Below are 16,771 nucleotides of genomic sequence, written 5' to 3' on the forward strand. Positions count from 1 at the left end.
TCGGCCGGCACGCCGATGGGCGTGACCTGGGCGCCTATCGCGGCCTTCTGTTTTCTGTGGAGCTCGGCGTTCGCGGCGGCCAAGATCGCGGTGCGGGACTGTCCGCCCCTGACCTTGCTGACGGTTCGCTTCCTGATCGCTGGGGCGTTGATGCTGGGCGTGGCGGTGGCCAGCGGCCGCTGGTCGCGTCCCAGCGGCCGGGACGTCGCCGCGCTGGCGGTGCTGGGGGTGCTGAACAATGCCCTGTACCTGGGCCTGAGCTGGAGCGGCATGACCACGGTGTCGTCCGCCTTCACCGCGGTGCTGATCAGCACCAATCCGTTGCTGATCGGCGTGCTGGCCGGTCCGGTGCTGGGTGAACGGCTGGGCTGGCGCAAGATGCTTGGGCTGTGCCTGGGGTTGGCCGGCGTGGCGCTGGTGTTGCGTTCACGCCTGACGGGCATGCAGGAGGACCTGCATGGCACGCTGCTGGTCGTGGGCGGCCTGGTCGCGCTGGTGGCCGGCACGTTGCTCTACAAGCGCCTCAAGCCCACGGCGAACCTGTGGACGGCCACGGGCATCCAGTCGCTGGCTGGCGCGGTGGCGCTGCTGCCCGTGGCGCTGCTGCACGAGAACATTGGCGATGCGCGCTTCACGGCGAGCCTGTTCTGGAGCATGGCCTACATGATCGTGGCGGTGTCCATCGGCGGCTACTACCTGTGGTTCATGATCCTGGGCCGCGCCAGCGCCACGGCCGCCAGCGCGCTGCATTTCCTGATGCCGCCGTTGGGCTTGCTGTTTGGCTGGCTGGTACTGCGCGAACCGGTGTCGTGGCTGGATCTCTTGGGCATCGTGCCGATTGCATTCGGCATCTGGCTGGCCACGCGGCGCGCGCCGTGACCCCAATCGATATTCACGGCGCGCGGCGCGCCGACTGCACATCGGCCGCCATGCGGCCAGGATTCACGGTTATGGGTTGTTCTTGTGCAACGCGGCGGTTTGTGCGGAACGGGTGTGTAAATCCGTGCGGCATGGACGTCTGCGCAGCTTGATAGTGCGATAAAGGCAGCGGCATTCGCGCAATGCGTGGGCGCGCAAGGCGCGGATCGCTTGCGCTGCGCTTGCAAATCCTCAAGCACACATACTCATTCTCATTTGTTTGTCGCTTTCTTGTAGCGCTCGTAAAGCGGTTTACCAAATGCGCGCCAAGGGTAGTCGCGGGCCCGCGCAGGATGGTAGTCTGCCGGGGTTGCGTACTCGCGGCATCGTGCGCTTCTTGTCGCGATGCGATGCGTGTCGCGCCTGACTGCAAGGAGTCCATTATGAAAGGCGATAAAACCGTCATCCAGTTCCTGAACAAGCAACTGACCAACGAACTGACGGCAATCAACCAGTATTTCCTGCATGCGCGCATGTTGAACCACTGGGGCTTCGACAAACTGGGCAAGCACGAATACGAAGAGTCCATCGGCGAAATGAAGCATGCCGATCGCCTGATCGCGCGCATCTTCATGCTCGACGGCCTGCCCAACCTGCAAGACCTGCATAAGCTGCTGATCGGCGAAGACGTGCCCGAGCTGCTGGCCTGTGACCTGAAGCTGGAGCAAGCCGCTCACGCCACGGTCCGCGAAGCCATCGCGCATTGCGAATCCGTGCGCGACTACGTTTCGCGCGATCTGTTCCAGGACATCCTGGACGACACGGAAGAGCACATCGACTATCTGGAAACCCAGATCGATCTGATCGACAAGGTCGGCCTGCAGAATTACCTGCAAAGCCAGATGTCCGTGCCCGAGTAATCGCGGCCACGACATGAAAATGGCGCCCCTGGGGGCGCCATTTTTTTATCCGCGCGAATATGGCGCGGCCAGGAAGATTGGCTTATTGCGGACGGGCCGGGCATTCGGCCATCGTGCCCCAGGCGCGGTTCGGCGCACAGTATTTGTTGCGGGCGGCCCAGGAACACGAGGGGCGCTCGAAGAAGCCCTGCGAGGCGCATTGCGCTAGCTCGCGCTTGAGCGCGTCTTGCCAGCCGGGGGCGCCAGGCGCGGGCGACGAGTTGGGCGGGGGCGGTTGCACCAGCTGCGGGTTGCCGTAGCCGCCGGCTTGCACCTGGGCCTGGCCCTGGCCGCCGTTGACGGCGGTGCCGGTGCCGGGCGCCTGCAAGTCCAGCGTGCTGACGTCGGAGGTGCCCTGCGGCAGCGGCACTGCCGAGGCGGCGGCGATTTCGCGGGCCTGTTCCTGGCTGATGCGTTCGCGCGAGAGCTTCACGGCCGGGTCGCTGACGGTATCGAACAGGGACACGGTATTGATGGCCCATTCGCGGTCGGCGGGCTTGTCGGGCACGCCTAGCGTGCCGTCGATGCGCGGTTGCGGCGGCTGGGCCACGTAGGGACGCCCATTGGCGTCCAGGACGGGCTGCTGCGACGCGGCCGCATCCTGGCCGGGCGCAGGCGCGGCGGGCGGCGCATGCGCCACCAGCCAGTCACCCAATTGAATACCGCCCCAGGCCGACGCGCCGAGCGCCAGCAGAAGCGTTGCGAATAATAAACGCCAAGACATTGCTACCCTCATCTGCCGTGCGGTACCCGAACGGGTCTACGCCTTGTCTCCGAATACCTTGCCGCCGTGCTCTCGCATGGCGTGGAATTTCACATCCGGATACAGTTCCTCGGCTACGCGCAACTGCGCAGGGGAACTGATCAAAAACGCCGCCGCATCGACGACATCATAGGCGATATGGGCGGCATTGGCATCCATGAACTTGCGCAGCGCCTTGGGGTTTTCAGACGTAATCCAACGTGCCATTGTGTAGCGCGAAGGCAGCATCCGGGCGTCTGCGCCGTACTCGGTCTTCAGGCGGTGGGCCACCACTTCGAACTGCAGCTGGCCGATCGCGCCCAGCAGCAAAGCGCCGCCGGCGGCCTCGGGACGGAACACCTGGATGGCGCCCTCTTCGCCCAATTGGGTCAGGCCGGTGCGCAACTGCTTGGTGCGCAGCGGGTCTTTCACTTCAACCGCCTGGAACAGTTCGGGCGCGAAGAACGGCAGGCCCGTGAACTGCAGGGTCTCGCCTTCGGTCAGCACGTCACCCAGTTGCAGCACGCCGTGGTTGGGGATGCCGATCACGTCGCCGGCATAGGCCTCGTCCAGCAATTCGCGGCGTTGCGACAGGAACGACACCACGTTGTTGGGCCGCATTTCCTTGTTGGTGCGGGCGACCTTCAGGCGCATGCCGCGTTCGAAGCGGCCGGAGCTGACGCGTACGAACGCGACGCGGTCGCGGTGCGCGGGGTCCATGTTGGCCTGCACCTTGAATACGACGCCGGTGAATTTGGGTTCTTCGGGCAGCACTTCGCGTTGCAGCGCGACGCGCGGGCCCGGGGGCGGCGCGTGGTCGACGAGCGCGTCCAGCACTTCCTGCACGCCGAAGTTGTTGATGGCCGAGCCGAAGAACACCGGGGTCTGCTTGCCGGCCAGGAACTGATCGCGGTCGAACGCGGGCGCGGCTTCGTTGATGAGTTCGATCTCGCTGCTGGCCTGCTCGAAAGCCGAGCCGTAGCGGCGCGCGATTTCGGGATTGGTCAGGCCTTCGATGACGTCGTCGTTGTCCGAGCGGCGTTCTTGGCCGGGGCGGAACACGCGCATGCGGTCGCGGCGGATGTCGAACACCCCGCCGAAGGACTTGCCCATGCCCACAGGCCACGAGAACGGCACGGCGTCCATGCCCAGGTGGCCTTCGATCTCGGACAGCAGCTCCAGCGGCTCGCGCACTTCGCGGTCCATCTTGTTGATGAACGTGATGATGGGCGTGTTGCGCGCGCGGCAGACCTGCAGCAGGCGGATCGTTTGCGGTTCGACGCCGTTGGCGGCGTCGATCACCATCAGCGCGGCATCAACCGCCGTCAGCACCCGGTAGGTATCTTCGGAGAAGTCCTGGTGGCCCGGGGTGTCGAGCAGGTTGATGACGCAGTCGCGGTATTCCATCTGCATCACCGAGGACGCCACGGAAATGCCGCGCTGCTTTTCGATTTCCATCCAGTCCGACGAGGCGTGGCGCGAAGCCTTGCGCGCCTTGACGCTGCCGGCGATCTGGATCGCGCCTGCGAACAGCAGCAGCTTTTCGGTCAACGTGGTTTTACCCGCGTCAGGGTGGGAAATGATGGCGAATGTGCGGCGCCGCGCGACTTCTTGAGGGATGTTCATGGTCGGAGGATTTTACTTAACGCCGCTGTTCAGTCCGGCGCGGACCGGGATAGTGCATCAAAACAAGCGGGGCACGCGCCGTTGCCGGCGCATGCCCCGCGCGGAAAAATTCAGGAATGACGGCGGAACGACGCCAGGAACACGCCGGCCAGGATGAACAGCGAGCCGAAGGCGCGGTTCATCCAGCGGATGTGCCTGGCGTTGCGCAGCAGGCGCAGCACGCGGGCGGCCAGCAAGGTGTAGACGCCCATCGCGACCAGGTCGGTGAACGCCAGCGTGCCGGCCAGCGCCGCGTACTGCGGCGTCAGCGGCAAGGCGGTGTCCACGAACTGCGGCACCACGGCGAGCAGGAACACCGTGCCCTTGGGGTTCATGGTGTTGATCAGGAAGCCCCGCATGACCAGCTCGCGGATCGAGGCCTGCTTGGGGTCGCCCGCGTCCACCGCGACGGGCGCGGCGTCGGTGCGGATCTGGCGCACGCCCAGGTAGATCAGGTAGGCCACGCCCAGGTACTTGACCACGTTGAAGGCCATCTCGGAAGTGGCCAGCACCGCGCCCAGGCCCACGGCAACCACGACGAACTGGAACAGGATGCCCATGATGAGGCCGGCCGTGTTCCAGTAGCCGCGCGCGAACCCGTATTTCAGTCCGGAGGACATGGCCGAAATGGCCCCCGCGCCGGGAGAGAACGAAATGGCCCAGGAAGCCAGGAAGAACGTCAACCAGGTAGAAAGGGGCATGATGGCGCGGGTCCGAAGGTCGCTGTGGTGGGTATGCCGTTGATATTACTTGGACAGCAGCGCGGCGCGCGGGCCGCCGGCCGGACGGCCCGAGCCGCCGTTGCCGGCGGGACGCGACGTCGCGCCTTCGGGGCGGCGATGGTTCTGCTGCGGGCGGGCCTCGTTGCGGCCGGCGTGAGCCGGACGCTCGGCGGGCTTGCCGTCGCGCGGGCCTTGGTTGCCGCGGCCTTCACCACCGGCGCGAGCCGGCGCCGGGGCACGGCCGCCAGCGGCGCCGCGCGGCGCCGCGTTGGCCGGGCGCGAGCGGCGATCGCCGCCGTTGCCATTGCCGTTGCCGCCGCGGCCACCGTTACGGCTGCCGCCGCGCGGTTGGCGTGCGTCTTCGTCGCGTTCCTGGCGGTCAAAGGCTGCCGCGCTGGTGGCGGGCGGGGTCCAGTCCTGCACCGGTTTGCGTTCGATGGTCTTCTTGATCAGGCGCTCGATGTCCTTGAGCAGCTTGATTTCGCTGTTGTCCACCAGCGAGACGGCGGCGCCCGTAGCGCCGGCGCGGCCCGTGCGGCCGATGCGGTGCACGTAGTCTTCCGGCACGTTGGGCAGCTCGAAGTTCACCACCTGGGGCAACTGGTCGATGTCCAGGCCGCGGGCGGCGATGTCGGTGGCCACCAGCACCGTGACGGTGCCTTCCTTGAAGCCGGCCAGCGCGCGGGTGCGGGCCGATTGGCTCTTGTTGCCGTGGATGGCGGCGGCGGTCAGGCCGTCCTTGACCAGTTTTTCGGCCAGGCGGTTGGCGCCGTGCTTGGTGCGCGTGAACACCAGCACCTGGTGCCAGCCGCTTTCGCGGATGATATGGCTGATGAGGTCGCGCTTGTGGTGCTGTTCGACCAGGTGCACCGTCTGGGTCACCAGTTCGGTGGCGGTGTTGCGCGGGGTGACCGAGACTTCGCCCGGATCATTCAGCACGCCGCGGGCCAGCGAACGGATTTCGTCCGAGAACGTTGCGGAGAACAGCAGGTTCTGGCGTTGCTTGGGCAACAGGGCCAGGATCTTGCGGATGTCGCGGATGAAGCCCATGTCCAGCATGCGGTCGGCTTCGTCCAGCACCAGGATCTCGACGCCGGACAGGTCCACCGTCTTTTGGCCGCAGTGATCCAGCAGGCGGCCAGGCGTGGCCACCAGGATGTCCAGCGGCTTGCGCAGCGCGGAGATCTGGGGGTTGATGTTGACGCCGCCGAACATCACCATGGATGTCAGCGAGGTGTGCTTGCCGTAGGTCTGCACCGATTCGGCCACCTGCGCGGTCAGTTCACGCGTCGGGGTCAGGATCAGGCAACGGGGGCGGCCGGGCTTGCGGGCCTCGGGCTTTTTCTGCATCAGCAGATGCAGGATGGGCAGCGTGAAGCCGGCGGTCTTGCCGGTGCCGGTCTGGGCGGCGGCGAGCAGGTCGCCGCCTTTCAGGACCTGCGGAATCGCCTGGGCCTGGATGGGGGTGGGTGCGGTATAGCCGGTGTCGGCAATGGCGCGCAACAGGGAATCAGCCAGCCCGAGGTCGGCGAAAGAGGAAGAGGTAGTCAAAACAACTCCAGCGGCAGCCCGTCGCTCAAGTTGAGAGACTCCAATCCAGGCGGACGAATAAGGAGAAAAGGGAAGCGCCCTTATTGGGCGAAGCTTGGCGGCGAAGTGCCTAGCGGACGTGTGCAGATTGGCAAAGCACACGGGGCGATTGTAGCTGATGCGGCGTTGCAACACCCGCGGAATTCCCGCCGGGGGTATAACTAAGTAACATTTGGCAGCGCCTATTACGATTTAGGTGTAATCCCTAGTGCGACGCTCCCTATAATCCGAGCGCTTATCTCCCACATAAAGAAATAAAGGGTTGCTATGAAAAAGGCGGCAGTAGCGGGTCTGGTCGTTGCGTTGGGCGCAATTTGGACGGGCACGGCCTGGTATACGGGCCAGAAGGCCGAGGCGTTCGTCAAACAGTCGATTGACGAAGGCAACGTCGAACTCAAGAAGGTCGCCGACAAATGGGGCGTGACTGCCGTGATCGAACTGATGTCGTTCGAGCGCGGCGTGTTTTCCTCGTCCGAACGCTACCGCGTGAAGTTCACGCTGCCCGCCAAGGATGGCAAGCCGGTCGAAGAGCACGAAGTCCAGTTCACCGAGAAACTGGATCACGGCCCCTTCCCGCTGTCGAACCTGGCGTCGGGCAAGCTGGCGCCGGCCATGGTTGCCAGCCGCTTCAAGATCGAGGAAACCCCTGCCGTCAAGGGCTGGTTCGCCGCCACCAAGGGTGCTACGCCGCTGTCGGGCGCCTACAGCGTCAGCTATGGCAAGAACATCACCGGCACGTTCAACCTGGCCCCGGCTGAAGCCACCAGCAACGCCACCACGCTGACCTTTGCCGGCATGACGGGCGATGTCGAGTACCAAACCGCCACCAAGCACGGCGTTTTCGCAATGAAAAGCGATAGCCTGGCGCTGTCGGGTCCGGCCGACGAAAGCGACATCGTGGGCATGGCCGTCAAGGGCATCGTGTTCAACAGCGACCTGACGCCGGGCAAGAGCGACATGCTCATGGGCAGCCAGAAGCTGACCTTCAAGGACTGGACCATTTCGTCCAAGACCCGCCCGCCCGTCCAGTTCAAGGACACCAGCCTGGCCGTGGACCTGTCGGAAGCCGACGCCGGCGTGAGCGGCAAGATGGTGCTGGACTTCGGCATGATCAATGTCGAGAACAAGGACATGGCGGGCATGCAGTTGGCCATCGGCCTGAAGAATCTGGATCCCAAGGCGCTCAAGGCCCTGAACGACGTCTACGAAGCTGCGTCGCGCCGCATGGTGCAAGGCGGCGGCGAGAAGGCGACGCCGGATTTCACGCCTGAAGAACAGCAAGTGCTCAAGACCAACGTCGAACTGCTGCTGGCCGGCAACCCCAGCCTGTCGGTGTCGCCCTTGCAGGTGCGCACCGCCAACGGCACGTCCACCTTCAACCTGGATGTGGACCTGACCAAGCCGGCATCGGTTGACAAGCCGGCCTCGGACATGGCGATGCAAGCGATCCGCAAGCTGGACGCCAAGCTGGTGCTGTCCAAGGGCAACATGGCCGACCTGATGGCCATCCAGCCGCAGCTGCAGGGCGTGCCGGCCGACCGTGCTGCGCAGACCGCCAAGGGCCAGGCTGAAATGGTGGGCACCATGGCCACCGCCATGGGTGTTGCCAAGGTCGAAAACGACAACATCGTTTCCTACCTGAACTACGCTGACGGCCAGGTCGACTTCAACGGCAAGAAGATGCCGCTGCAGCAGTTCATGATGATGGTCATGAGCGGTGCAATGGGCGGTATGCGTTAAAGTCTGCGCACGACTCAGGGCGCGCCGGCATGATGCCGGCGCCCTTCCTGGACGGGCTGCGGCGCAATCAGGCGCGGCAGCCCGTTGTTCATTGGCGGTGTGCAAGCTGACGGCAAGACCACAAGGGGCATCATGAAAAAATGGGCATCGGTGAGTTGCGCCGTGGTGGCGCTGGGCGCGATCTGGACGGGCACGGCCTGGTACACCGGCAAGCAGCTGGAGGCTGGAATGGGGCCCCTGGCCGAGACGGTTGGCGCGCAGGCGCGCCAGATCGGTCTGACGATGGAGCAGTCCGTGTCATTCGAACAGGTGTCGTTCGAGCGCGGCGTGTTCACGTCGCACGCCCGCTACCGTGTCCTGTCCACCTCGTTGGACAAGGACGGCACGGCGCAAGCGCAGGACATCCAGTTCGTGGCGCGGATCGACCACGGTCCCTTCCCCCTGTTCCGGTTGTCTGAAGGCCATCTCCTGCCCGCCATGGCCGCCGCCCGCGTGCAATTGGCGCAAACGCCGCCGACGGAGGCGTGGTTCTCCGGCGCCAAGGGCGCAGCGCCCGTGGTGGCCGAGGCCGTGGCCAGTTACGGCCAGGTGGTGTCCGGCACGTTGACGCTGGCACCGGTCGAGTATGCCCAGGATGGCACCACGGTGAGCTTCTCGGGCTTGCAGGCCCGGGCCAGTGTGGCGTCGGACGGCAGGCACACCACGTTTGCCATCGCGACGGAGAAGATGGATTCCACCGAGCCGGTCGATCAGGCTGGCGTCACGCGTACGCGCCGTTTGTCGCTGCGCGGGCTGGACTTCTCGCATGAGTCGACCGAGACCGCCGACGGGGTGATTGCCGGCGCCAGCCAGGCGAAGATCAAGCACTGGGCCGTGGAGATCGATGATCAGCCGGTGACGTTGCGTGACCTGGTGATGAGCGCCGACGCCAGCGGCCCGCGAAGCGCCATGAACGGCTCGTTCAAGGCGCAGATTGCGGGGATCGATGTGCGCGGTACGCAGGTGGCCAGCGTCCGGATGGGCGCCCGCGCGGTCAACGTGGATATGGCGTCTTTCCGGGCATTTCGTGACACGATGGAGCAGGCCGCGGGCCGCGCGTCGATGGGCGAAAAGATGGCAGGTATGGCGCACCTGATGACGGTCCTGCTCGCCAAGCCGGGCTTTTCGATAGACCCATTGCAGATCGACACGCCCAGCGGCCCGGCGACGTTGCGTCTGGAGGTCGCGCTGGACGCGCCCACCCTCTGGAACCGCGCACCCGCCGCGATCATGAAGGAAACCGTGAAGAAGCTGGATTTCCGCCTGAGCGTGCCCACCGAGAGCCTGGTCGATCTGATCTCGGTGCGTGGCCTGGCCCAAGGGCAGCCGGTCGACGTCGCGCGCGACGCGGCCCGGCAGCAGGCGGACGCCATCCGCGATCGGTTCTTGGCCAGCCGCTGGGGCCACGAAGAAGGCGGCAAGTTGACGTCCCACCTGTACTACGAAGGCGGCCAGGTGGAAATCAATGGCGAGCGCATGACAGTGGAGGCGTTCATGGCCCGGTCGCAGGTTCCCCGCTACCGCTAAGGTCCACCGGACCCGCGCCGGGGCGCGCGTCCGCGGAACTTCAGGCCGGCAAGGCCCCCGCCGCCACGTCACCGTTGCGCAGCACCGCCACATGGAAGCGCTTGTCGGCGGCTTTCATGATGTCTTGCGTGGGATCGCCCTGCACCAGCAACAGGTCGGCCACATTGCCTTCCACCACAGCGCCGTGCCGCTCCATGCCCATCAGGTCATGGCCGCGCGAGGTGCCAGCGATCAACGCGTCCACGGGCGTCATGCCGAATTCGACCATGTAGGCCAGTTCCATGGCGTTGTCGCCATGCAGATTGAACGGCGTGCCGGCATCGGTGCCCAGTGCGATGCGCCCGCCCGCCTTGTAGTACATCTGGATGGATTCGCGGTGGCGTTGTTCCACCGCGCGGGCTTTTTCCACCGCATAGGCGGGAATGCCATTGTCGGCGTTGGCCACGATGTTGCGCACCGCGGCGATGGTGGGCACCAGATAGGTCTGGGCTTGCAGCATTTCGCGCAGGCAGTCTTCGTCCATGAAGATGCCGTGCTCGATGGAGTCGATGCCCGCGCGTACCGCGTTCAGGATGCCCTGGGTGCCTTGCGCGTGGCTGGCCGTGCTTTTGCGAAAGCGCTTGGCCTCGTGCACGCCGGCCTTCATTTCGTCGAAGCTGTAGTGCGCGTCCATGGGGCTGACGCCCGGCGTCATGACGCCGCCGGTGGCCATGATCTTGACCAGGTCACAGCCGGCATGGACTTGCTCGCGCACGGCCTTGACCACTTCCTCGCAGCCGTCGGCAACGCGGCCGATACGGTTGCCGTGGCCGCCCGTCATGCAGATGATGCGGCCCGAGGCTTTGATGGCCGGCCCGGGAAAGACGCCACGCGCGATCGCGTCGCGCACCCCGAATTCCAGGTAGTCCTTACCGCCGCAATCGCGCAGCGCCGTGAATCCGCCGCGCAGCGCCGCCTGGGCGTTCTCGAGCGCGGTCAACGTGATCTGCGCCGGCCCCTGTTTGGCCATCTGGGTTTGCGGGTCCGCGCCGCCGGTATAGACCAGGTGCACATGGCAATCGGCCAGGCTAGGCATCAGCGTCATGCCGGTGGTGTCCACCCGCCGTCCGGCAAAGCCCGTGAATTCGCCGGCCGGCGCCACGCGCACGATGCGCTCGTCTTCGACCAGCACGCCGTGGCTGGGCAGGACTTTTCCATGCCCGTCGAACACCTTGCCGCCGATGAACAGGGTTTGCCGCGTTGCCGTCATGTCTCGCTCCTAGTCGTGGGTGACCCCTAGCCGATCACTTCCAGCCCCTCGCGGGACATGGCTTGCAGGCGGGGCATCAGCCCCAGCAGGTGCTGGCTGTAGGGATGTTGAGGATGTTCGAACAGGGCTTCGGTATCGGCCACTTCCAGCAATTCGCCGTAACGCATCACGCCGACGCGGTCGCACATCTGGCGGATGACCGGCAGGTCGTGGCTGATGAACAGCATGGTCAGGCCCAGCTGTTCCTGCAGGTCCTTGAGCAGGTTCAGGATCTGCGCCTGGATGGACACGTCCAGCGCCGAGGTAGGCTCGTCGCAGATCAGGAAGCGCGGCCGCGTGGCCAGGGCGCGCGCGATGCAGATGCGCTGGCGCTGGCCGCCGGAGAATTCGTGCGGAAAGCGTTCGGCGGCACGGTCGCCCAGCCCGACGACGTCGAGCAGGTCGGCTACGATCTGGCGGGTTTCGGCTTCATTTGCCGCCAGCTTGTGAAAGCGGATCGGCTCGGCCACGATGTCCAGCACGCGCATGCGGGGATTGAGCGAAGAGAACGGGTCCTGGAAAATCATCTGGATCTGGCGGCGGAACGGATTGAGCTGCTTTTCGCCCTTGAGCGCCGTCAGGTCGGTGCCGCCGAAATGGACCGAGCCTTCGCTGGGCGTGTACAGCCCCGAGATCAGCCGCGCCACGGTGGACTTGCCCGAGCCGGATTCGCCGACCAGGCCGAACACCTCGCCTTCGCCGATCGAGAAATTGACGCGCTTGACGGCATCCAGCGTGCGCTGGTTGCGCTTGAGCAGCGCGCTCTTGAGCACGAAGCGCATGGACAGGTCCTTGACCTGTACCAGCGGGCCGCCGGTAGCCGCGCCGAAGTCGCGGCGCTGGCCCAGCCAGTGCGTGGCCAGGTCCAGCGGCTTGGCCGGCGTCTTGACGTCTTCGATATAGGTGACCAGCGGAAAGCGCTTGAGTTTGATGTCCGGGCGCGGCACGGCCGAGATCAGGCTGCGGGTGTAGGGATGGTCGGGATCGCCCAGGATCTTGGCGGTGGGCCCTTGTTCGACCAGCTTGCCGTGGTAAAGCACGGCTACCCGGTCGGTGACGTCGGCAATCACACCCATGTCGTGGGTGATGATGATCATGCCGACCTGTTCCTGGCGGCAGAGCTTTTTCAAGAGCTCGAGAATCTGCGCCTGGATGGACACGTCCAGCGCCGTGGTGGGTTCGTCCGCGATAATCACTTCGGGTTCGCAGCACAGCGCCAGCGCGATCACCACGCGTTGCCGCATGCCGCCCGAGAACTGGTGCGGATACTGCTGCACGCGCAGCTCGGGCTGGTCGATGCCGACCTGCGCCAGCAGCTGCACGGCGCGCTTCTTGGCCGCGTCGTGTGATAGGTCCAGGTGCACCAGCATGGTTTCAACCAGTTGGCTTTCCACGGTCTGCAACGGGTCCAGCGAGGTCAGCGGGTCCTGGAAGATCATGCCGATGCGGCGGCCGCGCACTTTGCGCTGTTGCGCGGGAGTGAGCGTGTCGATGCGTTCGCCGTTGAGCCTTACGGCGCCGCCGGCCAGGCGGCCGGGCGCTTCCAGCAGGCCGATCACCGCGTTGCCGATGGTGGACTTGCCGGCGCCGGATTCGCCGACCACGCCCAGGATTTCGCCTTTTTCCAGCGACAGCGAGACGCCGTCCACGGCGACCAGGGTGCCGCGGCGGCTGGGGAATTCAATGCGGATATCGTCGATGTTGAGCAGGGCCATGACGTCCTCAGCGCAGCTTGGGGTTGAGCGCGTCGCGCAGCCAGTCGCCCAGCAGATTGACCGACAGCACCAGCGCCACCAGCGCGATGCCGGGGAAGATGGAGATCCACCACATGCCCGAGAACAGATAGCTGTTGCCGATGCGGATCAGCGTGCCCAGCGACGGCGCGGTGGGCGGCAGGCCCACGCCCAGGAACGACAAGGTGGCTTCGGTGATGATGGCGATGGCCAGGTGGATGGTGGCGATGACCAGCACCGGGCCCATGACGTTGGGCAGGATATGGCGGCGCAGGATGGTGATGCGGCCGATGCCGATGAGCCGGGCCGCCTGCACGTATTCCTTGTTGCGCTCGACCAGTGTGGAGCCGCGCACGGTGCGCGCGTACTGCACCCAGCCGGAGATGCCGATGGCGAAGATCAGCACGTAGAGCGCCAGCTGGTCGTGCATGTCGCGCGGCAAAAGGCCGCGGGCCACGCCGTCGATCAGCAGGGCCACCAGGATGGCGGGGAACGACAGCTGGACGTCGGCGATGCGCATGATGAAGCTGTCGACGCGGCCGCCAGCGTAGCCGCTGATGAGGCCCAGCGTGACGCCCAGCACCATCGAGAACAGCACCGAGGCGACGCCCACCAGCAGCGATACCCGCGAGCCATACATCACGGCCGACAGGATGTCGCGGCCCTGGTCGTCGGTGCCCAGCAGGAAATCGGGGCTGCCGCCCTCTTCCCAGGCGGGCGGCGTGTTGGCGTCCATGATGTTCACGGAGGCCAGGTCGAACGGGTTGTGCGGCGCGATCAGGGGCGCGCCCAGCGCGCCCAGCACGATGACCAACGTGACGGCGGCGGCGATGATGGCGCCCGGCGAGCGTTTGAAGCTGTGCCAGAGGTCGCTGTCGGCGGCGCGTGTGAAAAAGGGAGCGATGCGGGCAATCATGTGGGTTCCCTTATTTGCTCTGCACGCGCAGGCGCGGATCGACGGCGAAATACAGCAGATCGACCACCAGGTTGATGACGACGAACATGAAGGCGATCAGCACCAGATAGGCGGCCATCACCGGGATGTCGACCATGCTGATGGCCTGGATGAACAGCAGCCCCATGCCCGGCCACTGGAACACCGTCTCGGTGATGATGGCGAAGGCGATGATGGACCCCAGCTGCAGGCCGGTGATGGTGATGACCGGCACCATGGTGTTCTTGAGCGCGTGGCGGAAATTGATGAGCCGCTCGGGCAGGCCGCGGGCACGCGCGAATTTGATGAAATCGGCGCGCAGCACTTCCAGCATCTCGGCACGCACCAACCGCATGATCAAGGTCATCTGGAATAGCGCCAGCGTGATGGCGGGCATGATCAGCGCCAGCAGGCCGGATTTGGTCAGAAAGCCTGTGGTCCACCAGCCCAGCCCGACCACGTCGCCGCGGCCGAAACTGGGCAGCCATCGCAGCTGCACGCCGAAGAACAGGATGAGCAGGATGCCGATCAGGAAGGTCGGCAGGGAAATGCCGATCAGTGAGACGGCCATGAAGGCCTTGGACAGCACGCCGTGGCGCTTGAGCGCGGTGTAGATGCCCATCGGAATGCCCAGCGCCAGCGCCATCACGGCGGACACGAAGGACAGCTCCAGCGTGGCGGGCATGCGTTCTTCAAGCAGTTCGCTGACCGGCCGGCGGTGGCGGTACGAAATGCCGAAGTCGCCGCGCGCCGCATTGGCGACGAAATGCGCGTACTGCACCACGAACGGGTCATTCAGGCCCAGCTGTTCACGCAGCTGATCGCGCTGTTCGGGCGTGGTGTCCTGGCCCACCATGCTGGCGATCGGATCGCCGACATAACGGAACATGGAGAACGCGATCAGCGCCACCGTCAACATCACCAGCACCGACTGGATCAGCCGCTGCGCAATAAAGGAAAGCATGGTCGGATGCCCTCTTGGTCGGATAACGCCGGGCCGCGCGTTGCCCTGGGCGGCAAGCGGGGCTGGGCCGGGCGCGCCCGGGCGGCGGCGAGCCGCCCGGCGTTCGCTTCAGCAAGGGCCCGCGAGCGCCGCGGGCCCGGGGGACTACGGCAGGACGACGTCGCGCAGGTCGAGCACGTCGTCGGCGCGCTGGATGACCTTGATGTTGTCTTTCACGCCCCACGACATCGGCTGCTGGTGCAACGGCAGATACCCGAAGTCGCTGCGCACGATGCCGAAGGCTTCCTTGATTATTGCATTGCGCTTGGCCTGATCGGTTTCCACGCCGATCTTGTTGGTCAGCTCGTCGACCTTCTTGTTGCAGTAGCCACCCAGGTTGAACTGGCCGGCGGCCGTTTTGGCGTCGCGGCACGACGTCAGGTTCAGCAGCGTGTTGTGCGCGTCGGTGGAGCTGGGCGTCCAGCCCAGCATGTACATGCTGGTCTGGTTGCCGGCCTGCAGCAGGATCTTGCCGAAATATTTGGACTTGGTCTGCGCCAGCAGGTTGATCTTGATGCCCACGCGCGCCAGCATGCCGGCAACGGCCTGGCAGACCTTTTCGTCATTGACGTAACGGTCGTTGGGGCAGTCCATCGTGACGGTAAAGCCCTTGGGGTAGCCCGCCTCGGCCAGCAGCTTCTTGGCGCGTTCGGGGTCCGGCTTGTAGGGCGCGCCGAACGATTCATCGTAGCCGTTGATCGCGGTGGCGATCAGCGAACCCAGCGGCTTGGCCGCGTTGCGCATGATCTTTTCGTTGATGGCCTTGGTGTCCACGGCCAGCACCACCGCTTCGCGCACCTTCGGATCCTTGAACGGGTTCTTGCCCTTCACGTCCGAGAACAGCAGTTCGTCGCGGTCCTGGTCCATGCCGATGAAGATGGCGCGGGCTTCGGGCGCGGTCAGCGGCTTGACGCCCTTGGCGTCTTCCAGGCGCTTCCAGTCCTGCACCGGCACGGGCTGGACCAGGTCCATTTCACCGGAGATCAGCGCGGCCACGCGGGTAGCTTCCTGCGTGATCGGCTGGAAGATGACCTCGTCCACGTTGGTCTTGATGTCTTTGTTCCAGTAGCCGTCGTAGCGCTTGAGCACGGTCTTCACGTCCGGCTGGCGCGAGACCAGCATGAACGGTCCGGTGCCGTTGGCGTTGATATTGGCGTAGTTGCCCTGATTGTCGCCCTTGACGTTGGTGGCCTCGGTAGTCTTGTTCTTTTCTGACCACGACTTGCTCATGATGTACAGGAACACCCATTCGCGCGGCAGGATCGGGTTGGGCGTAGGCGTGGTGACTTCGATGGTGTAGTCGTCGACCTTCTTGATGTCGGACGCCTTGGCGCCGTAGCCCTTCATGTCGGAGCCCGGCGTGAGGCTGCGCTTCCAGGAGAAGATGACGTCGTCGGCCGTGAACGGCGAGCCATCATGGAATTTCACGCCGCGGCGCAGCTTGAACACCCATTTGGTGGGCTCCGGGTTTTCCCAGCTTTCCGCCAACAAGGGCGTCAGTTTCAGGTTGCCGTCGTAGCCGGCCAGCGTTTCATAGATGTTGCCCTGGAAACCCAGCGTGAAGGTTTCGTTCAGCGCCATCGGATCCATCGACGTGGCGTCGCCTTGATACGACCAGTGGAAGGTCTTGGCGGCCGCGCCGGCGCTGAATGCCAATGAGGCAGTCAGGGCAGCTGCCAGCGCCGCTTGCTTGATGTGGGGGAAAGTACGCATAGCCCTCATGCTCCGTAATGCGCGGATAGCGCGACAGAAGTGATAGGGCCCTGGCCCCACCGGGAGCCGGGGCATGGCGTTGCTGCTTACGACGAAAGGCGGTTCACGGTAGATCCAACCCCTTGTGATTGTCATTGGCCGGGACGGACCGCACCGATGCAGAACGAATCTTATAGACGCATTCGTTTAAGCGTCAATCGGTTTGGATTGGGGTTAGTACTTGCTTGCTTCGAGCCCTGAATGGTGCGTTTCGCAAGC

General features: G+C 65.1%; 13 protein-coding genes. 4 read left to right on the forward strand and 9 right to left on the reverse strand.

What is annotated here, in order from left to right:
• Positions 1-15: 15 nt before the first annotated feature.
• A complete protein-coding gene (locus tag A9974_RS00295; protein WP_255467939.1) occupies positions 16-879 on the forward strand; it encodes a DMT family transporter in 864 nt (287 codons plus the stop codon).
• 422 nt (positions 880-1,301) lie between these two features.
• Positions 1,302-1,778 carry a bacterioferritin gene (gene bfr / locus A9974_RS00300; RefSeq protein ID WP_025139974.1) on the forward strand — a complete coding sequence of 159 codons (477 nt, stop codon included), beginning with the start codon at positions 1,302-1,304 and terminating at the stop codon, positions 1,776-1,778.
• An 82-nt stretch (positions 1,779-1,860) separates the two neighbouring features.
• Here the strand turns inward: bfr and A9974_RS00305 are convergent, their stop codons facing one another.
• The 4 genes from A9974_RS00305 to A9974_RS00320 all read right to left on the reverse strand — a co-directional run bounded on the left by A9974_RS00305 (position 1,861) and on the right by A9974_RS00320 (position 6,497).
• Complete coding sequence (locus A9974_RS00305) at positions 1,861-2,553, reverse strand: hypothetical protein (protein WP_183002209.1); 693 nt, start codon at positions 2,551-2,553, stop codon at positions 1,861-1,863.
• A 24-nt stretch (positions 2,554-2,577) separates the two neighbouring features.
• A complete protein-coding gene (locus tag A9974_RS00310; protein WP_183002210.1) occupies positions 2,578-4,185 on the reverse strand; it encodes a peptide chain release factor 3 in 1,608 nt (535 codons plus the stop codon).
• Between the two features lie 110 nt (positions 4,186-4,295).
• On the reverse strand, positions 4,296-4,925 hold the full coding sequence (locus A9974_RS00315) for a LysE family translocator (RefSeq protein ID WP_183002211.1): 630 nt from the start codon (positions 4,923-4,925) through the stop codon (positions 4,296-4,298).
• Positions 4,926-4,970: 45 nt separating this feature from the next.
• Positions 4,971-6,497, reverse strand: a complete 1,527-nt coding sequence (locus tag A9974_RS00320) for a DEAD/DEAH box helicase (RefSeq protein ID WP_183002212.1) — start codon at positions 6,495-6,497, stop codon at positions 4,971-4,973.
• 306 nt (positions 6,498-6,803) lie between these two features.
• Here A9974_RS00320 and A9974_RS00325 point away from each other — a divergent pair, with 306 nt between their 5' ends.
• Positions 6,804-8,276, forward strand: a complete 1,473-nt coding sequence (locus A9974_RS00325) for a YdgA family protein (RefSeq protein ID WP_183002213.1) — start codon at positions 6,804-6,806, stop codon at positions 8,274-8,276.
• A 132-nt stretch (positions 8,277-8,408) separates the two neighbouring features.
• On the forward strand, positions 8,409-9,842 hold the full coding sequence (locus A9974_RS00330) for a YdgA family protein (RefSeq protein ID WP_183002214.1): 1,434 nt from the start codon (positions 8,409-8,411) through the stop codon (positions 9,840-9,842).
• Between the two features lie 40 nt (positions 9,843-9,882).
• Here the strand turns inward: A9974_RS00330 and A9974_RS00335 are convergent, their stop codons facing one another.
• From A9974_RS00335 to A9974_RS00355, 5 genes are all read right to left on the reverse strand, one after another.
• A complete protein-coding gene (locus A9974_RS00335) occupies positions 9,883-11,091 on the reverse strand; it encodes an amidohydrolase family protein (protein WP_183002215.1) in 1,209 nt (402 codons plus the stop codon).
• A gap of 26 nt (positions 11,092-11,117) precedes the next feature.
• Complete coding sequence (locus A9974_RS00340) at positions 11,118-12,845, reverse strand: ABC transporter ATP-binding protein (protein ID WP_183002216.1); 1,728 nt, start codon at positions 12,843-12,845, stop codon at positions 11,118-11,120.
• Positions 12,846-12,852: 7 nt separating this feature from the next.
• The gene (locus A9974_RS00345) at positions 12,853-13,779 is read right to left on the reverse strand and encodes an ABC transporter permease (RefSeq protein ID WP_183002217.1); all 927 of its coding nucleotides are present in this window, start codon (positions 13,777-13,779) and stop codon (positions 12,853-12,855) included.
• Between the two features lie 10 nt (positions 13,780-13,789).
• Positions 13,790-14,761: an ABC transporter permease gene (locus A9974_RS00350; RefSeq protein WP_183002218.1), complete on the reverse strand. Its 972-nt coding sequence runs from the start codon at positions 14,759-14,761 to the stop codon at positions 13,790-13,792.
• Positions 14,762-14,905: 144 nt separating this feature from the next.
• Entirely contained in the window at positions 14,906-16,513 is a 1,608-nt protein-coding gene (locus A9974_RS00355) for an ABC transporter substrate-binding protein (protein WP_183002219.1), read from the reverse strand.
• Positions 16,514-16,771 lie beyond the last annotated feature (258 nt).

The organism is Achromobacter sp. UMC71 (assembly GCF_014170305.1).
GTDB lineage: Bacteria > Pseudomonadota > Gammaproteobacteria > Burkholderiales > Burkholderiaceae_B > Achromobacter.

Excerpts from the sequence above, each read along its gene's own strand:
- A9974_RS00325 (WP_183002213.1), top strand. The coding sequence starts at position 6,804 with ATGAAAAAGGCGGCAGTAGCGGGTCTGGTCGTTGCGTTGGGCGCAATT.
- A9974_RS00310 (WP_183002210.1), bottom strand. The coding sequence starts at position 4,185 with ATGAACATCCCTCAAGAAGTCGCGCGGCGCCGCACATTCGCCATCATT.
- A9974_RS00295 (WP_255467939.1), top strand. The coding sequence starts at position 16 with ATGGGCGTGACCTGGGCGCCTATCGCGGCCTTCTGTTTTCTGTGGAGC.
- A9974_RS00315 (WP_183002211.1), bottom strand. The coding sequence starts at position 4,925 with ATGCCCCTTTCTACCTGGTTGACGTTCTTCCTGGCTTCCTGGGCCATT.
- A9974_RS00335 (WP_183002215.1), bottom strand. The coding sequence starts at position 11,091 with ATGACGGCAACGCGGCAAACCCTGTTCATCGGCGGCAAGGTGTTCGAC.
- A9974_RS00340 (WP_183002216.1), bottom strand. The coding sequence starts at position 12,845 with ATGGCCCTGCTCAACATCGACGATATCCGCATTGAATTCCCCAGCCGC.
- A9974_RS00330 (WP_183002214.1), top strand. The coding sequence starts at position 8,409 with ATGAAAAAATGGGCATCGGTGAGTTGCGCCGTGGTGGCGCTGGGCGCG.
- A9974_RS00350 (WP_183002218.1), bottom strand. The coding sequence starts at position 14,761 with ATGCTTTCCTTTATTGCGCAGCGGCTGATCCAGTCGGTGCTGGTGATG.
- A9974_RS00345 (WP_183002217.1), bottom strand. The coding sequence starts at position 13,779 with ATGATTGCCCGCATCGCTCCCTTTTTCACACGCGCCGCCGACAGCGAC.
- A9974_RS00305 (WP_183002209.1), bottom strand. The coding sequence starts at position 2,553 with ATGAGGGTAGCAATGTCTTGGCGTTTATTATTCGCAACGCTTCTGCTG.
- bfr (WP_025139974.1), top strand. The coding sequence starts at position 1,302 with ATGAAAGGCGATAAAACCGTCATCCAGTTCCTGAACAAGCAACTGACC.
- A9974_RS00355 (WP_183002219.1), bottom strand. The coding sequence starts at position 16,513 with ATGCGTACTTTCCCCCACATCAAGCAAGCGGCGCTGGCAGCTGCCCTG.